Source organism: Maricaulis sp., from assembly GCF_048270095.1.
Lineage (GTDB): Bacteria > Pseudomonadota > Alphaproteobacteria > Caulobacterales > Maricaulaceae > Maricaulis.
The window spans coordinates 55,009-72,257 of sequence record NZ_JBLWTL010000007.1 but is presented as its reverse complement, the minus strand read 5'-3'; the positions used below and the strand labels follow the sequence as shown (position 1 = coordinate 72,257).

Annotated in this window: 16 protein-coding genes; 11 read left to right on the top strand and 5 right to left on the bottom strand. The window is 65.3% G+C overall.

Features of this window, described 5'->3' with window-relative positions; all coding sequences use genetic code 11:
• Positions 1 to 77: 77 nt before the first annotated feature.
• Genes ACN0YJ_RS06255 through ACN0YJ_RS06245 form a run of 3 tightly spaced genes read left to right on the top strand, consistent with a single transcriptional unit; the run spans position 78 to position 5,116 of the window.
• On the top strand, positions 78 to 3,425 hold the full coding sequence (locus tag ACN0YJ_RS06255) for a peptidoglycan-binding protein (protein WP_417495660.1): 3,348 nt from the start codon (positions 78 to 80) through the stop codon (positions 3,423 to 3,425).
• A gap of 6 nt (positions 3,426 to 3,431) precedes the next feature.
• Entirely contained in the window at positions 3,432 to 4,367 is a 936-nt protein-coding gene (locus tag ACN0YJ_RS06250; protein ID WP_417495659.1) for a sulfite exporter TauE/SafE family protein, read from the top strand.
• Positions 4,367 to 5,116 carry a TIGR02186 family protein gene (locus ACN0YJ_RS06245; protein WP_417477738.1) on the top strand — a complete coding sequence of 250 codons (750 nt, stop codon included), beginning with the start codon at positions 4,367 to 4,369 and terminating at the stop codon, positions 5,114 to 5,116. Before ACN0YJ_RS06250 ends, ACN0YJ_RS06245 begins: the two co-directional genes overlap by 1 nt.
• On the opposite strand, the gene pdeM is transcribed toward ACN0YJ_RS06245, so the two are convergent.
• The gene (pdeM, locus tag ACN0YJ_RS06240; RefSeq protein WP_417495658.1) at positions 5,083 to 5,820 is read right to left on the bottom strand and encodes a ligase-associated DNA damage response endonuclease PdeM; all 738 of its coding nucleotides are present in this window, start codon (positions 5,818 to 5,820) and stop codon (positions 5,083 to 5,085) included. The genes ACN0YJ_RS06245 and pdeM overlap by 34 nt on opposite strands.
• Complete coding sequence (locus tag ACN0YJ_RS06235) at positions 5,813 to 8,290, bottom strand: ligase-associated DNA damage response DEXH box helicase (protein WP_417495657.1); 2,478 nt, start codon at positions 8,288 to 8,290, stop codon at positions 5,813 to 5,815. Before ACN0YJ_RS06235 ends, pdeM begins: the two co-directional genes overlap by 8 nt.
• 118 nt (positions 8,291 to 8,408) lie before the next feature.
• Here ACN0YJ_RS06235 and ACN0YJ_RS06230 point away from each other — a divergent pair, with 118 nt between their 5' ends.
• Entirely contained in the window at positions 8,409 to 9,359 is a 951-nt protein-coding gene (locus ACN0YJ_RS06230) for a hypothetical protein (RefSeq protein WP_417495656.1), read from the top strand.
• 16 nt (positions 9,360 to 9,375) lie between these two features.
• Here the strand turns inward: ACN0YJ_RS06230 and ACN0YJ_RS06225 are convergent, their stop codons facing one another.
• Positions 9,376 to 10,680, bottom strand: coding sequence for a DUF2254 domain-containing protein (locus ACN0YJ_RS06225; RefSeq protein ID WP_417495655.1), 1,305 nt, complete (start codon positions 10,678 to 10,680; stop codon positions 9,376 to 9,378).
• A gap of 168 nt (positions 10,681 to 10,848) precedes the next feature.
• Here ACN0YJ_RS06225 and ACN0YJ_RS06220 point away from each other — a divergent pair, with 168 nt between their 5' ends.
• The 7 genes from ACN0YJ_RS06220 to ACN0YJ_RS06190 all read left to right on the top strand — a co-directional run bounded on the left by ACN0YJ_RS06220 (position 10,849) and on the right by ACN0YJ_RS06190 (position 15,885).
• Positions 10,849 to 11,679, top strand: coding sequence for a mechanosensitive ion channel family protein (locus tag ACN0YJ_RS06220; RefSeq protein WP_417477743.1), 831 nt, complete (start codon positions 10,849 to 10,851; stop codon positions 11,677 to 11,679).
• Between the two features lie 61 nt (positions 11,680 to 11,740).
• Positions 11,741 to 12,067 carry a DUF6460 domain-containing protein gene (locus ACN0YJ_RS06215; protein ID WP_417477744.1) on the top strand — a complete coding sequence of 109 codons (327 nt, stop codon included), beginning with the start codon at positions 11,741 to 11,743 and terminating at the stop codon, positions 12,065 to 12,067.
• A 103-nt stretch (positions 12,068 to 12,170) separates the two neighbouring features.
• Positions 12,171 to 13,007 (top strand): response regulator, encoded by an 837-nt coding sequence (locus ACN0YJ_RS06210; RefSeq protein ID WP_417489989.1) that lies wholly within the window; start codon positions 12,171 to 12,173, stop codon positions 13,005 to 13,007.
• A 43-nt stretch (positions 13,008 to 13,050) separates the two neighbouring features.
• A complete protein-coding gene (locus ACN0YJ_RS06205; RefSeq protein WP_417495654.1) occupies positions 13,051 to 13,554 on the top strand; it encodes a PaaI family thioesterase in 504 nt (167 codons plus the stop codon).
• Positions 13,551 to 13,973 carry a PaaI family thioesterase gene (locus ACN0YJ_RS06200; protein WP_417477747.1) on the top strand — a complete coding sequence of 141 codons (423 nt, stop codon included), beginning with the start codon at positions 13,551 to 13,553 and terminating at the stop codon, positions 13,971 to 13,973. Before ACN0YJ_RS06205 ends, ACN0YJ_RS06200 begins: the two co-directional genes overlap by 4 nt.
• A 76-nt stretch (positions 13,974 to 14,049) precedes the next feature.
• Positions 14,050 to 14,412 (top strand): thiol-disulfide oxidoreductase DCC family protein, encoded by a 363-nt coding sequence (locus ACN0YJ_RS06195; protein WP_417495653.1) that lies wholly within the window; start codon positions 14,050 to 14,052, stop codon positions 14,410 to 14,412.
• Between the two features lie 87 nt (positions 14,413 to 14,499).
• Positions 14,500 to 15,885 carry an MATE family efflux transporter gene (locus ACN0YJ_RS06190; protein ID WP_417495652.1) on the top strand — a complete coding sequence of 462 codons (1,386 nt, stop codon included), beginning with the start codon at positions 14,500 to 14,502 and terminating at the stop codon, positions 15,883 to 15,885.
• Here ACN0YJ_RS06190 and ACN0YJ_RS06185 read toward each other — a convergent pair.
• Positions 15,813 to 16,871, bottom strand: coding sequence for a quinone-dependent dihydroorotate dehydrogenase (locus ACN0YJ_RS06185; RefSeq protein WP_417477750.1), 1,059 nt, complete (start codon positions 16,869 to 16,871; stop codon positions 15,813 to 15,815). The genes ACN0YJ_RS06190 and ACN0YJ_RS06185 overlap by 73 nt on opposite strands.
• Positions 16,865 to 17,224, bottom strand: a complete 360-nt coding sequence (locus ACN0YJ_RS06180; protein WP_417477751.1) for a DUF952 domain-containing protein — start codon at positions 17,222 to 17,224, stop codon at positions 16,865 to 16,867. Before ACN0YJ_RS06180 ends, ACN0YJ_RS06185 begins: the two co-directional genes overlap by 7 nt.
• Positions 17,225 to 17,249 lie beyond the last annotated feature (25 nt).

Below are 17,249 nucleotides of genomic sequence, written 5' to 3'. Positions count from 1 at the left end.
ATAGCGTTACCAGCCTTGGTTTACACAATATTAACCGCCCGGTAGCTTGAGCCTGGGCAATTAGGTGAGCGATTCGCATGTCGTCTGCAGGTCCTTGGAGCGTCAAGGGAATCGATCCCCGCGCTCGGGCGCGTGCCAAGACGGCGGCGCGTCATGACGGGGTTACCCTGGGCGAGTGGCTCAACCGGGTGATTCTCGACGATTCCGATCCCGCCAATCCGAGCTGGGACGACGCGCTGGAAGGTTTTCCGGGCTTTGGCGGCGGTGCCAGCCCGGTCGAGCCCGGCGAAGACCGTCTGCTGCGCGCCATGGTCAATCGGCTCACCGAACGCATTGAAGCGGCCGAACACCAGTCCTCACAAACACTCGGCAGTCTCGACAAGGCCATCAACCAGCTCGTCGACAAGGTGGGCCGCACTAGCGAACGCCAGGCGGAACAACTCGAGGAAACGCGCGAGGATCTGGGCCGGGTGCGACAGGGCCAGGACGATCTGGCCGGCCGGATCGCGCAGATGGAATCCGGTCAGGTGACGGGCAATCCCGAAGCCGGCAAGGCCATCGAAACAACCATCATGAAACTGGCACGCCGGCTCTATGAACATGAGAACGACGTGGCCGCGCGGCTCCACGACACCGGCCAGCATGTCAAGGATCAGGGCGAGGCCGCCCGCAAATCCGCCGAGGCGCTGGCGCTGAAGCTGGAACGGGCCGAGCACCGCGCCGCCGATCTGGCCGACCAGGCCAAGCGGCGCGATGAGCGCTCGGGCGAGGTTCTCAACGGACTGCACCGCGCGACCGACAGCCTGCGCCTGCGGGTTGAGGGCGCCGAGCGCCAGACCAATGATGCCGCGCGCACGCTCGACACCACGGTCGCGCGCCTTGAAGGCCGACTCAAGACTCTGGAATCGCGCAATTCCGGGGATAATGTCGAACTGGAACGCCGCTTCGACCGCCTGTCCAGCGAAGTCGCCGGCATGATTGCCGAGACCCGCTCCCAGCTCGCCAGCGCCCTGAGCAATGTTGCAGCCGAGCCCCGGGTCGACCGGCTCGAGAACGCGCTTACCCAGGCACTGGGCCGCATTGATGATGCCGAACGCCGCCAGGGTGATGGCATGCACAAGCTCGGCCATGAGCTGACCAAGCTGGCCGGCGCCATCGAACGGCGCCTGACAGAGAATGAGCGCCGCACGCAGGACGCGCTACGCGATACGCGTGCGGAACAGAATATCGACCGCCGGCTGGATGATGTCCGCCAGGAGGGCAAGGAATCGCTGCGCCGGATGGGTGATGAAGTCACCCGTATGGGCAAGGCGCTGGCCGATCGCATCAGCTATGCCGAGGCGCAATCCTCGACCGCCGTCGCCGCTGCGACCGACCGGATGGCCGAGGTCATTGCCCGTCTGGACGAGAAGAAGGCAGCCTCCGACGAAGCATTGGCCGACCGGCTGCGCCAGTCCGAGGAACGGACCGCCCAGCGCATCGAGGATGCGATGAGTGGCGTCAAGGATCGCCTCGCCACGGTGCGTGCCGATACAGAAGAAGTCCTCTCGCCGGTGCAACGCGCCATGTCAGCCTTGGCCGACCGGCTCGAAGCCAGCGAGGCCCGCAAGCAGGAGGACGACGCCGATTCTGGCGCTGAGGCCGAGGCCGAAGCGGAGGCCATTGTCGCTGAAGTCGGCGCGCCAGCACCTGTGGCCGAGCCGATCGACTTCGACACACCGCTGGCACCGCCGCCCCAGGCCGAAACGCCCCGCAGCCACTACGCGCCCGACGATGCCGATCCTTTCCTGACGCCCGAGCCACCAGCGCAGCCAGCCGCGGCCGCTCAACCGCTGGCCGCACCGGTCTTGCGCGCCCCCCAGCCCGCCTCGGCACCGGCGCCTCAGCCGGCACCACAGCCACGCCCGGTCGCCGCTGCGACGGCGCCGCAATCCGCCATCTCACAGCCCGTGCGTCCGCCCGCCGCGCCCGCCCCACAAGCCGCGCCTCACCCCACATTGCAGGCTGTGCCGCAACCGGTACCGGCAAGACCAGAACCCGCGCCGCAGGCCGCACCACAACAATCGGGACCACGTCCGGGCCAGCGGATTGGCGCCACGGCGGATGCCGACTTCCTGGCTTCAGCGCGCGAACGCACCCGCACCCAGAGCTCGACCGTCGATTATGATCAGGGCAGCCGCCCGTCCAAGCTCGGCCGCACCCTGCTCATCGCCTTGCCCGTCGTCGCCCTGGTCATGCTCGGTGGAGCCGGCGCCATCCTGGTTTGGGAAGCCATTCGCGGCGATGCCGCCAGCCAGGCGGCCAATGCTGTGCAAGAGCGCAGTTTCGTTGCCTCGGTCGAAGCCGGTTTTGCCACTGCAGATCTCGCCGCACCAGGCACAGCCGCGCCCGCAACTGCCGCCGATCCGGCCACGACCGAAACGACGCCGAACCCAGCAGCTAATCCCGGCGATAGCGCCGGTACCGAGCCTCGCGCCACCACCAGCGACACGACAGCCACGCGTCAGACGGCGCCTGCCAATGCCGTCGCCGACGCTTCGGGCAATACCATTCCGCTCACCATGCCCACGCCGCAGGAGCCCAGCCGAACCGCGGCACGCAGCACTACAAATAGTGGCGCCAACACGCTCGAAAGTGCCGCTGCCGATGGAAATCCTGTGGCGCGCTATTTGCTCGGCATGCGCAGTCTGGATAGCGGCGATACCGCGACCGCCGCCATCCTGCTGCGCCGCGCCGCCGAACAGGGCGTCCCGTCAGCGCAGTACCGCTATGGCAAATTGCTCGAGACCGGCGAAGGTGTCAGCATCGATCTGGAAGCGGCCCGCCGCTGGACCGAACGCGCCGCCAATGCCGGCCACCGCCGGGCGATGCATAATCTGGCCGTGATGCATTATTACGGAACCGGCACAGCCGTGAATTTCGACGAGGCCGCCCGCTGGTTCCAGGAAGCGGCCCTACTCGGCCTGCGCGATTCCCAGTTCAATCTCGCCCTGTTGTTCGAGAGCGGCCAGGGTGTGCCATTGAGCGTGCCCGATGCTTTCACCTGGTATTCGATTGCCGCCAGCGAATCTGACCCGACCGCCTCCCAGCGCGCCGCCGCGCTTGAGGAAATGATGGAGCCGGCCGCCCTCGTGGAAGCTCGCCGCATCACCTCCTCCTTCCAGCCCCGCCCAATCGATGCCCAGGCCAATGGCCTCTATCGCGATCTGCCGTGGGAACAGGCACCGGTGGCCAATACCGATGACGTCTACCGCGCCCAGGGCTTCCTGGCCGCACTGGGGTATTCGCCGGGACCGATTGACGGCATGATCGGCGGCCAGACCTATGACGCCGTGATGGCCTTCGAAGTCGATCAGGGATTACCGCAAACCGGGCGTGTTGATTCCGGCCTGCTCGACCGGCTCGAACGCGCTGCGGCGGGGTAGCGGGCGGTGCAAATATATCTCCCGATCGCCGAGATCTCGGTAAACATCTTCTTGCTGTTGGGACTGGGTACGGGTGTGGGTTTTCTGTCGGGCATGTTTGGTGTCGGCGGCGGTTTCCTCCTGACCCCCCTGCTCTTCTTCATCGGCATCCCGCCGGCCGTCGCCGTTTCGAGCCAGGCCAATCAGATCGTCGCCTCCTCGGCTTCCGGCGCGCTGGTCCACTGGCGCCGCCAGACACTCGACCCGAAAATGGGCACATTGCTGCTGGTCGGAGGCGCTGCCGGCTCGATTGTCGGCGTCCAGATATTCACCGCCATGCGCGAGCTCGGCCAGATCGACCTGATCATTTCGCTCAGCTATGTCGGCTTCCTCGGCACGATTGGCGCGCTGATGTTCATCGAGAGCGTACGCTCGATCCTGCGCCGCAACCAGACGCCGGAACGGCGCGAGGGTGGAGTGAAGCGTGGCAAGCGTGGCTGGATCGACTCCCTGCCCTTCAAGATGCGTTTCCCGCGCTCGGGCCTCTATATCTCCGTCATCCCCCCCGTCCTGATCGGGTTCTTCGTTGGCGCGCTGTCAGCCATCATGGGTGTCGGCGGCGGCTTCGTGATCGTGCCGGCAATGATCTACATCCTGCGCATGCCAACCAATGTCGTGGTCGGCACCTCGCTGTTCCAGATCCTGTTCGTCACCGCACTGACCACCTTCCTGCAGGCGGCCCAGAACCAGACCGTCGATGTCGTGCTGGCGATGATGCTCACGGTCGGCGGCGTGATCGGCGCCCAGTTCGGCGCCCGGGCGGGCCGCCACGTCAAGGCCGAGGAATTGCGCGCCCTGCTGGCGATCATGGTCGTCGGCGTCTGCATCAAGCTGGGGCTCGATCTGGTCGTGACCCCGGCTGACATGTTTGTCGTTTTGCCGCATGGCGGAGGGGGCAGCTGATGATGATGCTCGCCCTCGCGCTACTGGTGCAGCAGCCCATGGTCAATGAAGCGCCTGGCATCATGGCCGCCCTGACCCAGGAAACGGTGGAGATCCGTGAAAATTTCGCCGGCACATCGCTGGTGCTCTACGGCGCCACGCGCGGCCTGACCTTGCGTGACGAGATTGTGGTTGTTCTGCGTGGCCCCGATCAGGACCTGCGCGTCATGCGCAAGCGCCGCAGTTTCGGCATCTGGGTCAATACGACGCCGGTCGATTTCCCCACCGTGCCCAGCTATTACGCGATGGCCAGCTCCCTGCCGATTGACGTCATCGCCCCGCCCGAATCCCTGGCGCGCAATGGCATCGGACTCGACAGCCTGCTGCATCCGCAGACCGGTCCGGACGAGGACAGCCCCGATGAGGCGGAACTGGAAAACTACCGTGCCGCGGTCCTGCGCGCCGGCAGCCGCGATGCGCTCTACGCGGAAACGCCCGGCGGCGTCGATGTCCTTGATGGCGGCCTGTTCCGCGCCGTGCTGAAAATGCCGCCGCGCACACCGGTCGGCAACTACACAGCCGAGGTCTATCTGTTCCGCGACGGCCGACCGGTCGCCAGCCGGACCACCAGCTTGCGCGTGGAGAAGGCCGGGTTCGAGCGTCTGGTCTATGAATTCGCCCACAATGCGCCGATGATTTACGGCCTGTTCTGTGTCGCCCTGGCGATGCTGGCCGGCTATCTCGCGGCGGTGATTTTCGGCCGCGACTGAGCCCTGTCAGGGATGAGTTTCGCCGCAGCCACCGGGTAGACCGTGTCAGCCCCCATGATCAGCGCGTCCGGCGTGGCACCAAAACAGCGATCATAGGCGGCATCACACACATTCAGCCCGCCGGTAAATGCCCCGAAGGCGGGCATGACCAGACGTGTGCCATTGGTGGCGAAACAACGCGCCCGCACGGCGCGGCCCTTGCCCCTCACCTTGGCACAGGGATGCAAATGCCCGGCAATCTCGCCCGGTGCCGCACTCTCGGCGGGCAGATGCCGCAGGGTCAACGCGTCAATGTTCAACTCATGCATGATGGTGCCGCCAAAGCGCGGCGGCGGGGCGGGGTCGTGATTGCCTTCGATCCAGACCCAGTCCGCAACCGAAGCGACCAGGGCCTGCAGCGCCCCCGCATCGGCATCATCCATGCGGCCATCGGCGCCAAGATCGTGAAAACTGTCCCCCAGCGCGATCACGCGCTGCGGCCGGTGATCGGCAATGCGCTCCGCCAAACGTCGCAGGGTCGAACGTGTATCATAGGGCGGGATGAGCTGGCCGCGCGCAGCATAGGCCGAGCCCTTCTCGAAATGCAGGTCGGAGACGATCAGGGTTTCACTGGCCGGCAGGATCAGCACCCCGGCGGCATCCGCAAGCGCGTCGACACCATTGAGGCGGAAGGCATGGGCCCGGGGGCGGACGGGGTCAGTCAAGGCGCGTCGCCTCCGCGATCAGATCATCAGCGGCATCCACCAGAATGCTCTCCTGCCCCTCACCCCGAACGGATTCGCGGCCGATTTCCAGCATCACCGGCACGGCCAGCGGCGAGATGCGGGCGAGCGCCTGGTGTTCGATATGGCCGCGAACACGGGCCAAGGCTTCGCCGAGCCGGTGGATATCCAGCAGTCCGGTACCGGCATCAATCCAGGCCGCGCGCAACAGGATATGGTCAGGCTCGTGCTCGCGCAGGACATTGTAGATCAGATCGGTCGAGAAGGTGATCTGGCGGCCGCTCTTCTCCTGGCCGGGAAAGCGGCGCTCGATCAGGCCGGCGATAATCGCGCAATTGCGGAAGGTCCGCTTCATCAGATCGCTCTCGGCCAGCCAGGCCTCGAGATCATCACCGAGCATGTCTTCAGCAAACAGGGCGTCGAGATCGAGCCCCGACATATCGCGCAGCCCCCAGACCGCGAGAGCATATTCATTGGCGACAAAGCCCATCGGCCGCATGCGCAGACGTTCCAGCCGCCGTGTCAGAAGCATGCCCAGCGTCTGGTGCGCCAGACGGCCTTCGAACGGATAGCAGACGAGATAGAAATGCGCTGCGCGCGGGAAGGTCTCAACCAGCAGACCGTCGGCTCGTGGCAAGCTTGAGCGCAGGCGCTGGATGTCGAGCCAGTCGCACACCTGGTCCGGCAGGGTGGCCCACCGCGCCGGGTCCTGCACAATCTCGCGCACCCGCGCAGCGAGATAGGTGGAAAGCGGGAATTTGCCGCCATTATAGCTGGGGATTTTCGGCGTCGTATCCTGGCTGCGCGTAACCCGCGCCGTCATCTCCTCGATGGCTTCAAAACGCAGCACCTGGCCGGCAAACAGGAAGGTGTCACCCGGTGCCAATTGCTCGATGAAATACTCTTCCACCTGACCCAGTCGCTGTCCGCCGCGGCCACGCGAGGAGACCACGACGTCCAGCATCGGCGCTTCAACAATGGTGCCGACATTGAGCCGGTGGCGCTGGGCGATTTGCGGCGCGCGCGCGGCCCACAAGCCGTCGCGCGTTTTCACCATGCGGCGGAAACGCTCATAGCTGTTCAGCGCATAGCCGCCGGTCGCAGCAAAATCGAGCACCCGGTCGAATGTGTCACGGTCCAGCCCGGCATAGGGAGCGGCGGTGCGGATTTCGTCGAACAGCGCATCAGCCGCAAACGGCTCGCCGCAGGCACGGCCCATAATGTGCTGGGCCAGGACGTCGAGCGCGCCGGCGTGCAGCGGCTCGCCATCAAGCGCATTGGCAGCGACGGCCTCGCGCGCGGCCTCGCATTCCAGGTGCTCGAAACGATTGCTGGGCGCCAGCAAGGCGCGAGAGGGCTTGTCGAGCTGGTGATTGGAACGGCCGAGCCGCTGGATCAGGCGTGAAGAGCCCTTCGGCGCGCCCATCTGGATGACCAGATCGACATCGCCCCAGTCAATGCCCAGATCGAGCGTCGAGGTACACACCACCGCATCAAGCTGGCCCGCCGCCATCGCCGCCTCGACCTTGCGCCGCTGCTCCGGGGCCAAGGACCCGTGGTGCAGGGCAATCGCCAGCTTGTCCTCATTCAGACGCCAGAGCTCCTGGAAAGTGAACTCGGCCTGGGAGCGCGTGTTGACGAAGACCAGCGCCAACCGTGCGGCCTTGATGCGCTGATAGACATCGCCCATCGCGTGGCGGGCCGAATGCCCCGCCCAGGGTATGCGTTCCTCTGGCTCAAGAATTTCGACCTCCGGCCGTGCGCCGGGTGCCCCGCGGATGATCGCCGCCTGCCGCTCCGGCTCGCCGGGATTCTGCGGCGTCAGCCAGCGCGCCAGCTCACCCTCATCCTTGATCGTCGCCGACAGGCCGACGCGACGCGCATCAGGCGCCCAGCGCGAGATCGCGGCCAGCGCCAGGGACAGAAGGTCGCCGCGCTTTTGCGGTGCGAGGGCGTGGATCTCGTCGATCACGATATGCTTCAGGTCGGCAAAAAAGGTCGAGACATTCGGCGAGGCGCAAAACAGGGCCAGCTGTTCGGGCGTCGTCAGCAATATATCGGGCGGTGAGGCACGCTGACGCTGACGCTTGGACGGCGAGGTGTCGCCGGTGCGAGTCTCGATGCGCAGATTGAGCCCCATGTCGGCGACGGGCGTGGTCAGGTTACGCGCGACATCGACCGAGAGCGCCTTGAGCGGCGAGATATAGAGGGTGTGCAGCCGGTGGGGGCGTTGCTTCGGAGTGGTTTCCGACAATGCGGCGAGTTCGATCAGGCTGGGCAGGAAGCCACCCAGCGTCTTGCCGCCGCCGGTCGGTGCGATCAGCAGCGCATCCTCGCCGCGGGCCGCGGCCTCGATCATCGCCAGCTGATGCGGGCGCACCGTCCAGCCACGCGCGGCAAACCAGGCCTGGAAGACGGGCGGCAGGGACGAGGGCGCGGTGACGGGGCTCATATCTGTGACTTAGCGCGCCAGAGATGGGGGGACAAAGCACAAAACCGTCCCTCTGCCGCACCCGCGCCATGTGCGGCATAGAGTTGGCCTGAACTGGATGATTGAGGGAATTTTCGGCATGGGACATGCGATCACGCAACGCTTTCGGGCCCTCGACGCCGCGTTTCACACGCGCGCACCGCGCGGCGAACGCCTGCAGGCCCGCTTCGCAGCCCTGGCGGTGCTCAATGCCCCGCTCGATCTGGAAACCCTGATTGAAAACTGTTTCCGGACCCGCGATGAACTCAATGCCGGGCTCGGGCCCTGGCGCTCGCCAAACCGGCCGATGCGCCTGGTCTTCGCCGCGGCGCTGGTCGCGGGCGGTCGCACGGCACAACAATTCCTTGAAGCGCGCCGCGCCCTGGCGCTGCAGCGCAAGACCCGCGGCGCACGCAGTCTCGCCCATGGTGGCTCCTGCGCGGCCCTCTCCCTGGTCACAGCCGGCGGGCATGCCTGGCAGGCCGACCAGTTCTTTGATGTACTTGACGCCATAGCCGCGCCCTGGTGGCAGCGCGATGCCCCGCGCGAGGAAGTCCTCGCCGCCGCCTTCACGGCCATGGGCGAAACGCCAGAGGACGCGGTCAATCATCTGACCCGCGCCCGCCAGGCCCTGATTACCGCCGGCGTGCCGCGCCATCATGCCGAAGCGGCCTCCTATGAAGTCGCCATGAGTCAGCCCGACCCGGCTGGACTCGCCGGTGCCTGGACCAGTCTCAATATCGCCGTGCGCGGCCGCCCCGCCCTGCGCCATGGCACCGGCAAGACCGGCCTCGCCATCCTCGCTGCCAGCGGCAATGGTCCCGCCATGGCGGATGCACTGGTGGAGGCTTTTGAAGCCGTCGCGAAACTCAAACCCAAACCGGCAAGCCAAACCGCTGCCCGCCTCGCCCTGCGGCTCGCCCAGGCCCGGGCCGGCACGGCCAGACCGATCGCAGCGGCCGGCGATCTCGCCGCAATCCTGGCGGCCCAAGCGGCAATGGTCGCTGCGGTCACGGCGAGTACAGGTGCAGTGGCTGTGGGGGCGCATTGAGGCGCCAGCCAGGGCGTCAGTCCCCAGCGTTCGCTGATTTTCCATCGACCAGACCGCCCGCGCCATCACGGGCCGCGCGGACCACGCGCTCGAGATCATCGGGGAAGGTCAGCGCGTGTTCGGCACGTTGCAGGGCGAGGCCCGACCGCCGTTTTGCAGCTTCGCGCATACGGCTATCCTGCGCCCTGGCCAGCAGGCTGTAGGATTTCTGCAGCCGAATTCCCAGTTCCACAGCGTTGACGCCGTCCTTTTCGATCGCCGCGAACGCGTCCTCCAACAGATCATCCGGGCTAAGCGCCGGCACACGGATCCGACTGCAGCGCGGCGCGCTCGCCTCCTCCTGCTTCGCTGCACCATCCCGCTCCAGGAGGATATGGGTCAGCTTGTTGAGGATTTCGATCGCCGTTCCGGGATCATTGATCGCCGGGGACAGGGCCCGCGACCCGATCTCTGACAGCACAATCAGCCCGAAGCGCGGATCCTCGTCGAACGTCCGCTTGCTGCCGATGACAAAGGCGCGAACCAGACATTCGCGCTCCGCATCCTCAAGTTCACGCGGCGCACCCGGCCAGTCAATCGTCAGCAAGGCCCGCGCCGGCGAGACAAAGGCTCCCGGAACTGAACGCAAATCGAGCCAGACATCCTGCTCTTCGGCCCAGCTCTGCAAGCCATCCATATCGATATGCTGGATATAGCCGAACGCTGCCGGGCACACCGGCGCACCGCCTTCGCTCATGTCCAGGACCGCCACCCCGCCCAGGGCGGTTGAGCCGCTCCAGGGCCGGAAGGCGGCCCGGGTCGCCGCCTCGGCTTTTTCAATGGTGTTTCCGAGTCGTCCAAGCCTGGCGATATTGTCGACCCAACGTACGAAAGTCAGGACCACCCAGCTGAATATGCCCAGTGTGGTGATGAAGATGGTGAAACGCCCGGCGGTCTCGTAGAGGCCGACCCGGATCGCGACAATACCGACAATCGAGTAGATGAAAGCGCCGATGAAACTCGACAACGCGGTCTGCGACACCTGGTCGGCGATCACCAGGGAGAAAGCGCGCGGCGTCGCGCTCCGGCCAGCGGCTGCATAGGCGGACACCATTGATGCAACGGCGAATGTGGCAACGCCGAGCATGCTGGCGGAGATCACGGTCAGGAGCTTTTCGATGGTGTCGGCGCTGATATCGGGCAGCGGTATATGTTCGGGCAAGCGGTCCGCGGACTGCGCCAGGAAGATCAGGCCGACCGCCATCAACACATAGGTCAGCGGCCTCACCCAGAGACGTTCGCGCAGGGTCTTGAGTGCGAAAAAGAACCGACTTCCAAACATGCTGTCCCCTGACGGCTCGAATAGCGTTCTGTCCACCGTAGGGGATCGCCGGCCAGATACCAACGGGCCGCAGGCGCGGACGGCATCAGCCGGCCAGCCCTCCCCCATTCCCCTGACACGCAAACTTTGCTACCCGTCCGGCGGTAATTACCAAACAGGACACGCCCCATGATTCCCGAAGACTTTTTCAACCCCGAAACCATTGCCGTACTGACCCAGCGCGCGCTTGATGCCGGGACCAGCCTCGTGCTCGCATCCTTGATCCTGATTGTCGGGATGATTGTCGCCGGCACGGTCCGCAAGGCGGTCGTCAAGGCGGTGCACAAGAGCGACCGGATCGACAATACGCTCGGCAGCTTCTTTGCCTCGCTGGCCTATTGGGGCCTGATGATCATGGTGCTGATCGCGGTGCTGGCGCGTTTCGGGGTCGAGACCACCAGCCTTGTGGCGACACTCGGTGCGGCGACCCTGGCGATCGGTCTGGCGCTGCAAGGGACTTTGTCCAATCTCGCTGCCGGCGTGATGATCGTGCTGTTCCGCCCCTACGGGCTGGGCGACTGGGTCGAGGTAGCCGGACAATCGGGTACCGTGAAGGACATCAATCTCTTCACCACTATTCTGGCGACCGGCGACAACAAGAAGGTGATCGTGCCCAATGGCGAAGGCTGGGGCAGTGTGATCGTCAATTATTCCGCCAATGAAACGCGCCGCGTCGATCTGGGTTTCTCGATCGATTATGGCGATGATATCGACAAGGCGATGGCGACGATCACCAAAGTGCTCGAAGCCGACAAGCGCGTCTTGAAGGACCCGGCCGTGTTCACTGCGGTCAAGGCGCATGGCGCCTCCTCGGTCGATATTGTCTGTCGTGCCTGGTGTGCGACCGGCGATTACTGGGGCGTCTTCTTCGACGCGATGAAGAACGTCAAGGAAGCCTTCGACAAGGATGGCATCTCCATTCCCTACCCGCACGAAGTTCACATCACCCGCAAATCCTGAACCCTGCCGGCAATCGGGGCTGCGGCCCCGATTGCGCCGCAATTAGCGCTAAAGTGACCGCATGACCGAACACAATGAAACCCGACCCGAAACGACAGCTCAGCCCCGGCGCAGCTTTGTGCAACGCCTGTTGCGCTTCGCGCCGTCGGATCTGATCCGGCTGATCTTCCTGTGTGTGCTGGCGGGTTTCTTCCTAGCGGCTTTCCACGTCAACCCGCGACGCCTCTGGGTCGACTTTTTCGGCACGCTGGCGGAATCCTGGAGCCGGTTTATCGGCTTCATCAGCGATAGCGCATTGTGGGCTGTGGACTATCTCCTGCTCGGTGCTGTCCTCGTGGTGCCGATCTGGATCGTGGTCCGGGTCGTGAAGGCATTGCGACGCGACTAGGGCCGCGGCATTGTGGGCTCAAATCTGGCCTAAACGCCGGATTTCCCACCTGTTAACCACTCTTCTTGGCAGGTTCGAAACTTCCGTGCGCTAGCCTGCCGGCATGAATATTGAGCCCATCAGACTGACCGAAGCGGACACCGCTCCTCCGGCACCCATTGTTCGCGACTGGAGTCGCAGGCCGACGCTTGTGCTCAATTCCAACAGTTTCATGCGCAATATCCTGATCAATGTGCTGCGTGATGCCGGCGTCCGCGACATCATGGTCGAGACTCACGCCAGCCGCGCCATGCATGCCTTGCGCGAAATCTCGCCGGCGCTGATTGTCGCCGACTGGGCCGAGCAGGCCGATCCCGATGAAGACCGTGTGCGACTATTGCAGCGCATTCGCGCTTCTCAAGGCTCACACTATCGCGAAACCCCGGTGATCCTGATGTCTGCGCCGCGGCCGCGTGCCGATATCGAGCGCGCACGTGACGCCGGTGCCAGCGAATATCTCGTGACGCCACTGGCGCCGATCACGCTGATCAATCGTCTCAAATCCCTGCAAACAGACCAGCGAGCTTTCGTCGATTCCTCGCGCTTTGCCGGCCCCGATAGACGCCGCCGGCCGCGCCGTGAGCGCAAGCCCGGTTTCAAACGAAGCTCCGATGTCGAAGCCGGACTGACCACGCCGATGGAGGCCGCCCGCAGGGCCGCGCTGGCGCTGGCGCATGAAACCCGGCTGAGCGGCGATCCGCTCGCCATTCGTGTCGGGCGCTCCCTGCAACGCTTCATCGCCCTGCAGGACACTTATACGTCTGCCGAGTCGGAAGTGGTTGAAATGCACCGCGCCGCGCTGGCTCTGCTCACCCGTATGGCGGACAATGGCGACCCACTTCGCGATCCGGTCGTGACCGGACTGGAAATGATCGTCGACAAACGCCTTGGCCAGCGCTGAATTGCATCTGGCGAGCGCGTCCGCGCTGCAATAGAAGTGGCGCATGTCCGACCCTGATAATCCCGGCGATCTACAGGCCCTGCTCGACGAGCTGGCGCCCCTGCTCGTCGATGGCTCGCCGCATGCGGTCGCGCTCGGCCTCACCCTGGTCTCGCTAAAGCCCGGCCTGGCCGTGATGCGCGCGCCCTATTCGGCTGATCTGGTCGGTGACCCGGACTCGGGCATCCTGCATGGCGGGGTCATCACAGCCCTGCTCGACCATGTCTGCGGCCTTGCGGCATTCAGTGGTTTTGGCGGGCAGGACACCCCGGCGACACTCGATCTGCGTCTCGATTACATGCGCCCGGCCAAGCCCGGGCTCGATGTCACCGCCGAGGCGATCTGCCTGAAATCCCATGGTCTGGTCGCTTTTGTCCGCGCCACCGCCCATGATGGCGATATCGATGATCCCGTCGCAACCGCCCAGGCCGCCTTCATGGTGACCGGTGCGTCGAAGGCGGCACAGGAACGCGCGGTCGAAGCCCTGCGCTCGGGACAGCCCTTATGAGCCATGCCCTGATCGAAACCCTGCTGGCCGCGCCCTATGTCGCGCGCTTCGGCGTTCGCCTCGAACAAAAGGGCGATGAACTGACCGGCATATTGCCCTATTCCGAAATCCTGGTCGGCAATCCCCTCATCCCCGCCCTGCATGGCGGCGCCATCGGTGCCTTTCTCGAGATCGTCGCATCGGCTTCCCTGCTGGCCGGTCAATCCCTGGAGCGTCTGCCGCGACCGATTGATGTGGCGATAGACTATCTGCGTCCCGGCCGCGCGGCCGACGTCTATGCCCGCGCCATCGTCAATCGCAGCGGCCGCCGCGTCGCCAATGTCCGGGCCGAAGCCTGGCAGGGCCGCAGCGGCGCCCCCGTCGCCACCCTGCATGGTCATTTCCTGATCACACCGGGGCGCACGGACCCGGCAGGCTAAGCCCCGCCGCGGCACCGCGTCACATGCGACCCGATGACCGCTGGCCGCGCCCGGTTCGCCGGTGCAGATTGAACCCATGGACACCACCGGCCCGCTGATCGCCTATTATGACGCTCTTTGCCCGCTCTGCCGCGGCGAGATGGCGCGATATGCCCGTCATGGTGACCACATCATTCGCCTGCACGATGCGAATGATGATCTGCCCGATGATGTCGATCGGGAGGCGGCGCTGGCATCCCTCCATGTCCGCCTCCCCGATGGTCAGCTGGTCGATGGCTGGGCCGCCTTCATTGCGATCTGGGAGCGCGTCCCCGGCTGGGGCCTGCTCGCCTCGCTGACACGCCCGGCCCCGATCCGGATCCCGCTCGACGCCTTGTATCGCCGGCTCGCCCCGCTGCGGCCTCGCGATCAATGCCGCGACGGTGTGTGTGGCGTCTAGCGCCTCGTGAATGGCCGACTTGTGAGCTTTTGAACAACGATACGCTGGCAGCTTGCCAGCTGTCGCGGAGCGGGCTAGTGGCGGATCATGTCCAGCCACACTGAAGCCACCCGGCCTGACCTCACCCGTCTCGAGGTAATCAAGCGCGCCCTGCCGCTGGTCGCAGCCAATGCCACCGTCCCCCTGGCCGGGGTCGTGGATACCTTCGTGCTGGGCCTGTCGGGCGACAAGAGCGATCTCGGCGGTGTGGCGCTGGGCGGCGCGATCTTCTCGGTCTTCTACTGGAGTTTCTACTTCCTTCGCATGGGCACGACCGGGCTGACGGCCCAGGCCGACGGCGCCCATGACCGGGCCGAAACCCAGCGCATACTGATCCGTGCCGTCGCCATCGCCGCCCTGCTCGGCATCGCGGTCTGGCTGCTGCGCCATCCGATCGCCTGGGGCGGCTTTGCCGTCTTGCAGGGGCAGCCTGGCGTCGAGGCCAAGGGCGCAGACTATCTGCTGGCCCGGGCCTGGGGTGCACCGGCCGCGCTGGCGACCTTCGCCCTGACCGGCTGGCTGATCGGGCTGGGCCGCAATAGTGCGACACTGGCCATCTACGCCGTGTTCAGCGCCATCAATATCGGGCTCGATCTCTGGTTCGTCCTCGGGCTCGGCTATGGCCCGGGCGGCGTGGGCGCCGCCACCGCGATTGCCGAATGGGCCGGACTTCTGGTCGGACTTGGCTTCGTCGCCCACACGTTGATGCGCCAGGGTGGCTGGGCCGGCGGCGTGCTCAATCGCGCCAGCCTGCTCGACCGCCACGCCATCGCGCAGATGTTCAGCGTCAATATCAATCTGATGATCCGCACCTGGAGCCTGGTGATCGGCTTCACCTGGTTTGCCAATGCCGGCGCCCGGCAGGGCACCGCCATCCTGGCCGGCAATCATGTTCTGCTACAGGTGATCACGCTTTGGGCCTTCGTGCTCGACGCCTTCGCCTTCGTCGCCGAGACCGAGGCCGGCCGCGCCTATGGCCGCCGCTCGCTGGACGGTCTGCGCCGGGCCGTGCGCCTGACGGGCGAGCCAATGTTCGCCGCTGGTGCGATCTTCGCGGTTCTGACCTGGCTGTTCGGCGCGCAATTGCTGACCCTGCTGATCGAGGATGCCGACGCGCGCGCAGCGGCGATCCGCTATCTGCCTTGGTGCGCCATTGTTCCATTCCTGGGCGCAGGCGCCTGGTTGATGGACGGTGTCTTTATCGGCACGACAAGCGGCAAGATCCTGCGCAATGCGGGGCTCGCATCCCTGCTGGTCTATCTGATCGCCGACGCCCTGCTGGCCACGCCGCTCGGCAATCATGGCGTCTGGCTGGCATTTCTGGTTTTCTATATCGCGCGCGGCGGCACGCTGGTCATCGCTTACCCGTCGCTTGAGCGCCGGTTGCAATCGACCCCGACCGCTTCAGCGACCGAAACGAACCCATCGGCCTGAAGCCGCTTGACCAGGCCGGACTTGATGCGCTGCACCAGGCCGGGACCGTGATAGACCAGCCCGGTATAGAGCTGGATAGCATTGGCACCGGCACGGATCTTGGCATAGGCAGTGTCGGCGCTATCGATCCCGCCAACACCGATGATCGCCAGATCGGGGCCCGCACCGCGGCGGAACTGACGCACCAGCTCGGTCGAGCGCGCAAAAATCGGTGGCCCCGACAGGCCGCCGCCCTCACCCATATGTTTGCTGCTCAGGCTGTCAGGCCGCTGGATGGTGGTATTCGACACGATGATACCGTCGAGCCCGTGGCGAGCGATCGCATCAATAATGGGCCCGACATCCTCATCGGCAATATCCGGCGCGATCTTGAGAAAGACCGGGGCCTGGCAACCGACCTGCGCCACGGCTCCCAGCAATTCATCGAGCGCGCCATGGGCCTGGAGATTGCGCAGCCCCGGCGTATTGGGTGAGGAAATATTGACGGTGAAGAATTGCGCCAGATCCTTCAACCGCTCAAGGCAGGTGACGTAATCGGCGACGCGGTCCTCGCTGTCGAGATTGGCGCCGAGATTGACCCCGACAATCCCGCCGCGACCCTGACGCCGGCGCAGCCGCGCCTCGAATGGGTCCAGCCCCTGATTGGGAAAGCCCATACGATTAATCACGGCGCGGTCGGGGGCGAGCCGGAAGATGCGCGGGCGGGGCTTGCCATCCTGCGCCCGCGGCGTCACGGCCCCCAGTTCAACAAATCCGAAACCGGCCGCCAGCAAGGCATCAGGCGCCTCGGCATTCTTGTCGAACCCGGCCGCCAGTCCGAGCGGATTGGTTAGATCAAGACCGGCGACACGGGTCGCCAGTATGGCCGGATCGCGCGAAAACTGGCGCGGGCCGAGACCAGCCTTCAGCCCCAATACGCCGAAGCGATGCGCCGTCTCCGGCTCGAACACGTGCAGCGCCCGTGCGATCAGATCGTGAATCACCACTGACCTCCCAGATCGGACGGCAAGACCCAGTCGCCTTCTTCATTGCGGCGGACATGGCGCACACCACGCACGGCGCTGGCGGGGATATCGCCATAGACATGGGGGAACAGCGCTCCGCCGCGCGACTTTTCCCATTTGACGCTGTCACCCAGCGCCTCGAGATCGATCTCGGCGAGGATCAGGCGCGGGTGTTCATTATAATGTTTGAGCAGCGTGCCCTCGACCTGGTCGGCCGCCGACAGATGGATAAAACCATCGGCCATATCGTGTGGCTCACCGTGAAAAACACCGGCCATCATCACGGCAGCCCAGCTGTCAGGCGTCGCCAATCGGTATGCAATCTTGTCGCTCATGCGCTGGGGTTAGCGCGCGCCGCTG

Coding starts and splice junctions, on each gene's coding strand:
- ACN0YJ_RS06255 (WP_417495660.1), top strand. CDS start 78: ATGTCGTCTGCAGGTCCTTGGAGCGTCAAGGGAATCGATCCCCGCGCT.
- ACN0YJ_RS06245 (WP_417477738.1), top strand. CDS start 4,367: ATGATGATGCTCGCCCTCGCGCTACTGGTGCAGCAGCCCATGGTCAAT.
- ACN0YJ_RS06235 (WP_417495657.1), bottom strand. CDS start 8,290: ATGAGCCCCGTCACCGCGCCCTCGTCCCTGCCGCCCGTCTTCCAGGCC.
- ACN0YJ_RS06230 (WP_417495656.1), top strand. CDS start 8,409: ATGGGACATGCGATCACGCAACGCTTTCGGGCCCTCGACGCCGCGTTT.
- ACN0YJ_RS06225 (WP_417495655.1), bottom strand. CDS start 10,680: ATGTTTGGAAGTCGGTTCTTTTTCGCACTCAAGACCCTGCGCGAACGT.
- ACN0YJ_RS06220 (WP_417477743.1), top strand. CDS start 10,849: ATGATTCCCGAAGACTTTTTCAACCCCGAAACCATTGCCGTACTGACC.
- ACN0YJ_RS06215 (WP_417477744.1), top strand. CDS start 11,741: ATGACCGAACACAATGAAACCCGACCCGAAACGACAGCTCAGCCCCGG.
- ACN0YJ_RS06210 (WP_417489989.1), top strand. CDS start 12,171: ATGAATATTGAGCCCATCAGACTGACCGAAGCGGACACCGCTCCTCCG.
- ACN0YJ_RS06205 (WP_417495654.1), top strand. CDS start 13,051: ATGTCCGACCCTGATAATCCCGGCGATCTACAGGCCCTGCTCGACGAG.
- ACN0YJ_RS06200 (WP_417477747.1), top strand. CDS start 13,551: ATGAGCCATGCCCTGATCGAAACCCTGCTGGCCGCGCCCTATGTCGCG.
- ACN0YJ_RS06195 (WP_417495653.1), top strand. CDS start 14,050: ATGGACACCACCGGCCCGCTGATCGCCTATTATGACGCTCTTTGCCCG.
- ACN0YJ_RS06190 (WP_417495652.1), top strand. CDS start 14,500: ATGTCCAGCCACACTGAAGCCACCCGGCCTGACCTCACCCGTCTCGAG.
- ACN0YJ_RS06180 (WP_417477751.1), bottom strand. CDS start 17,224: ATGAGCGACAAGATTGCATACCGATTGGCGACGCCTGACAGCTGGGCT.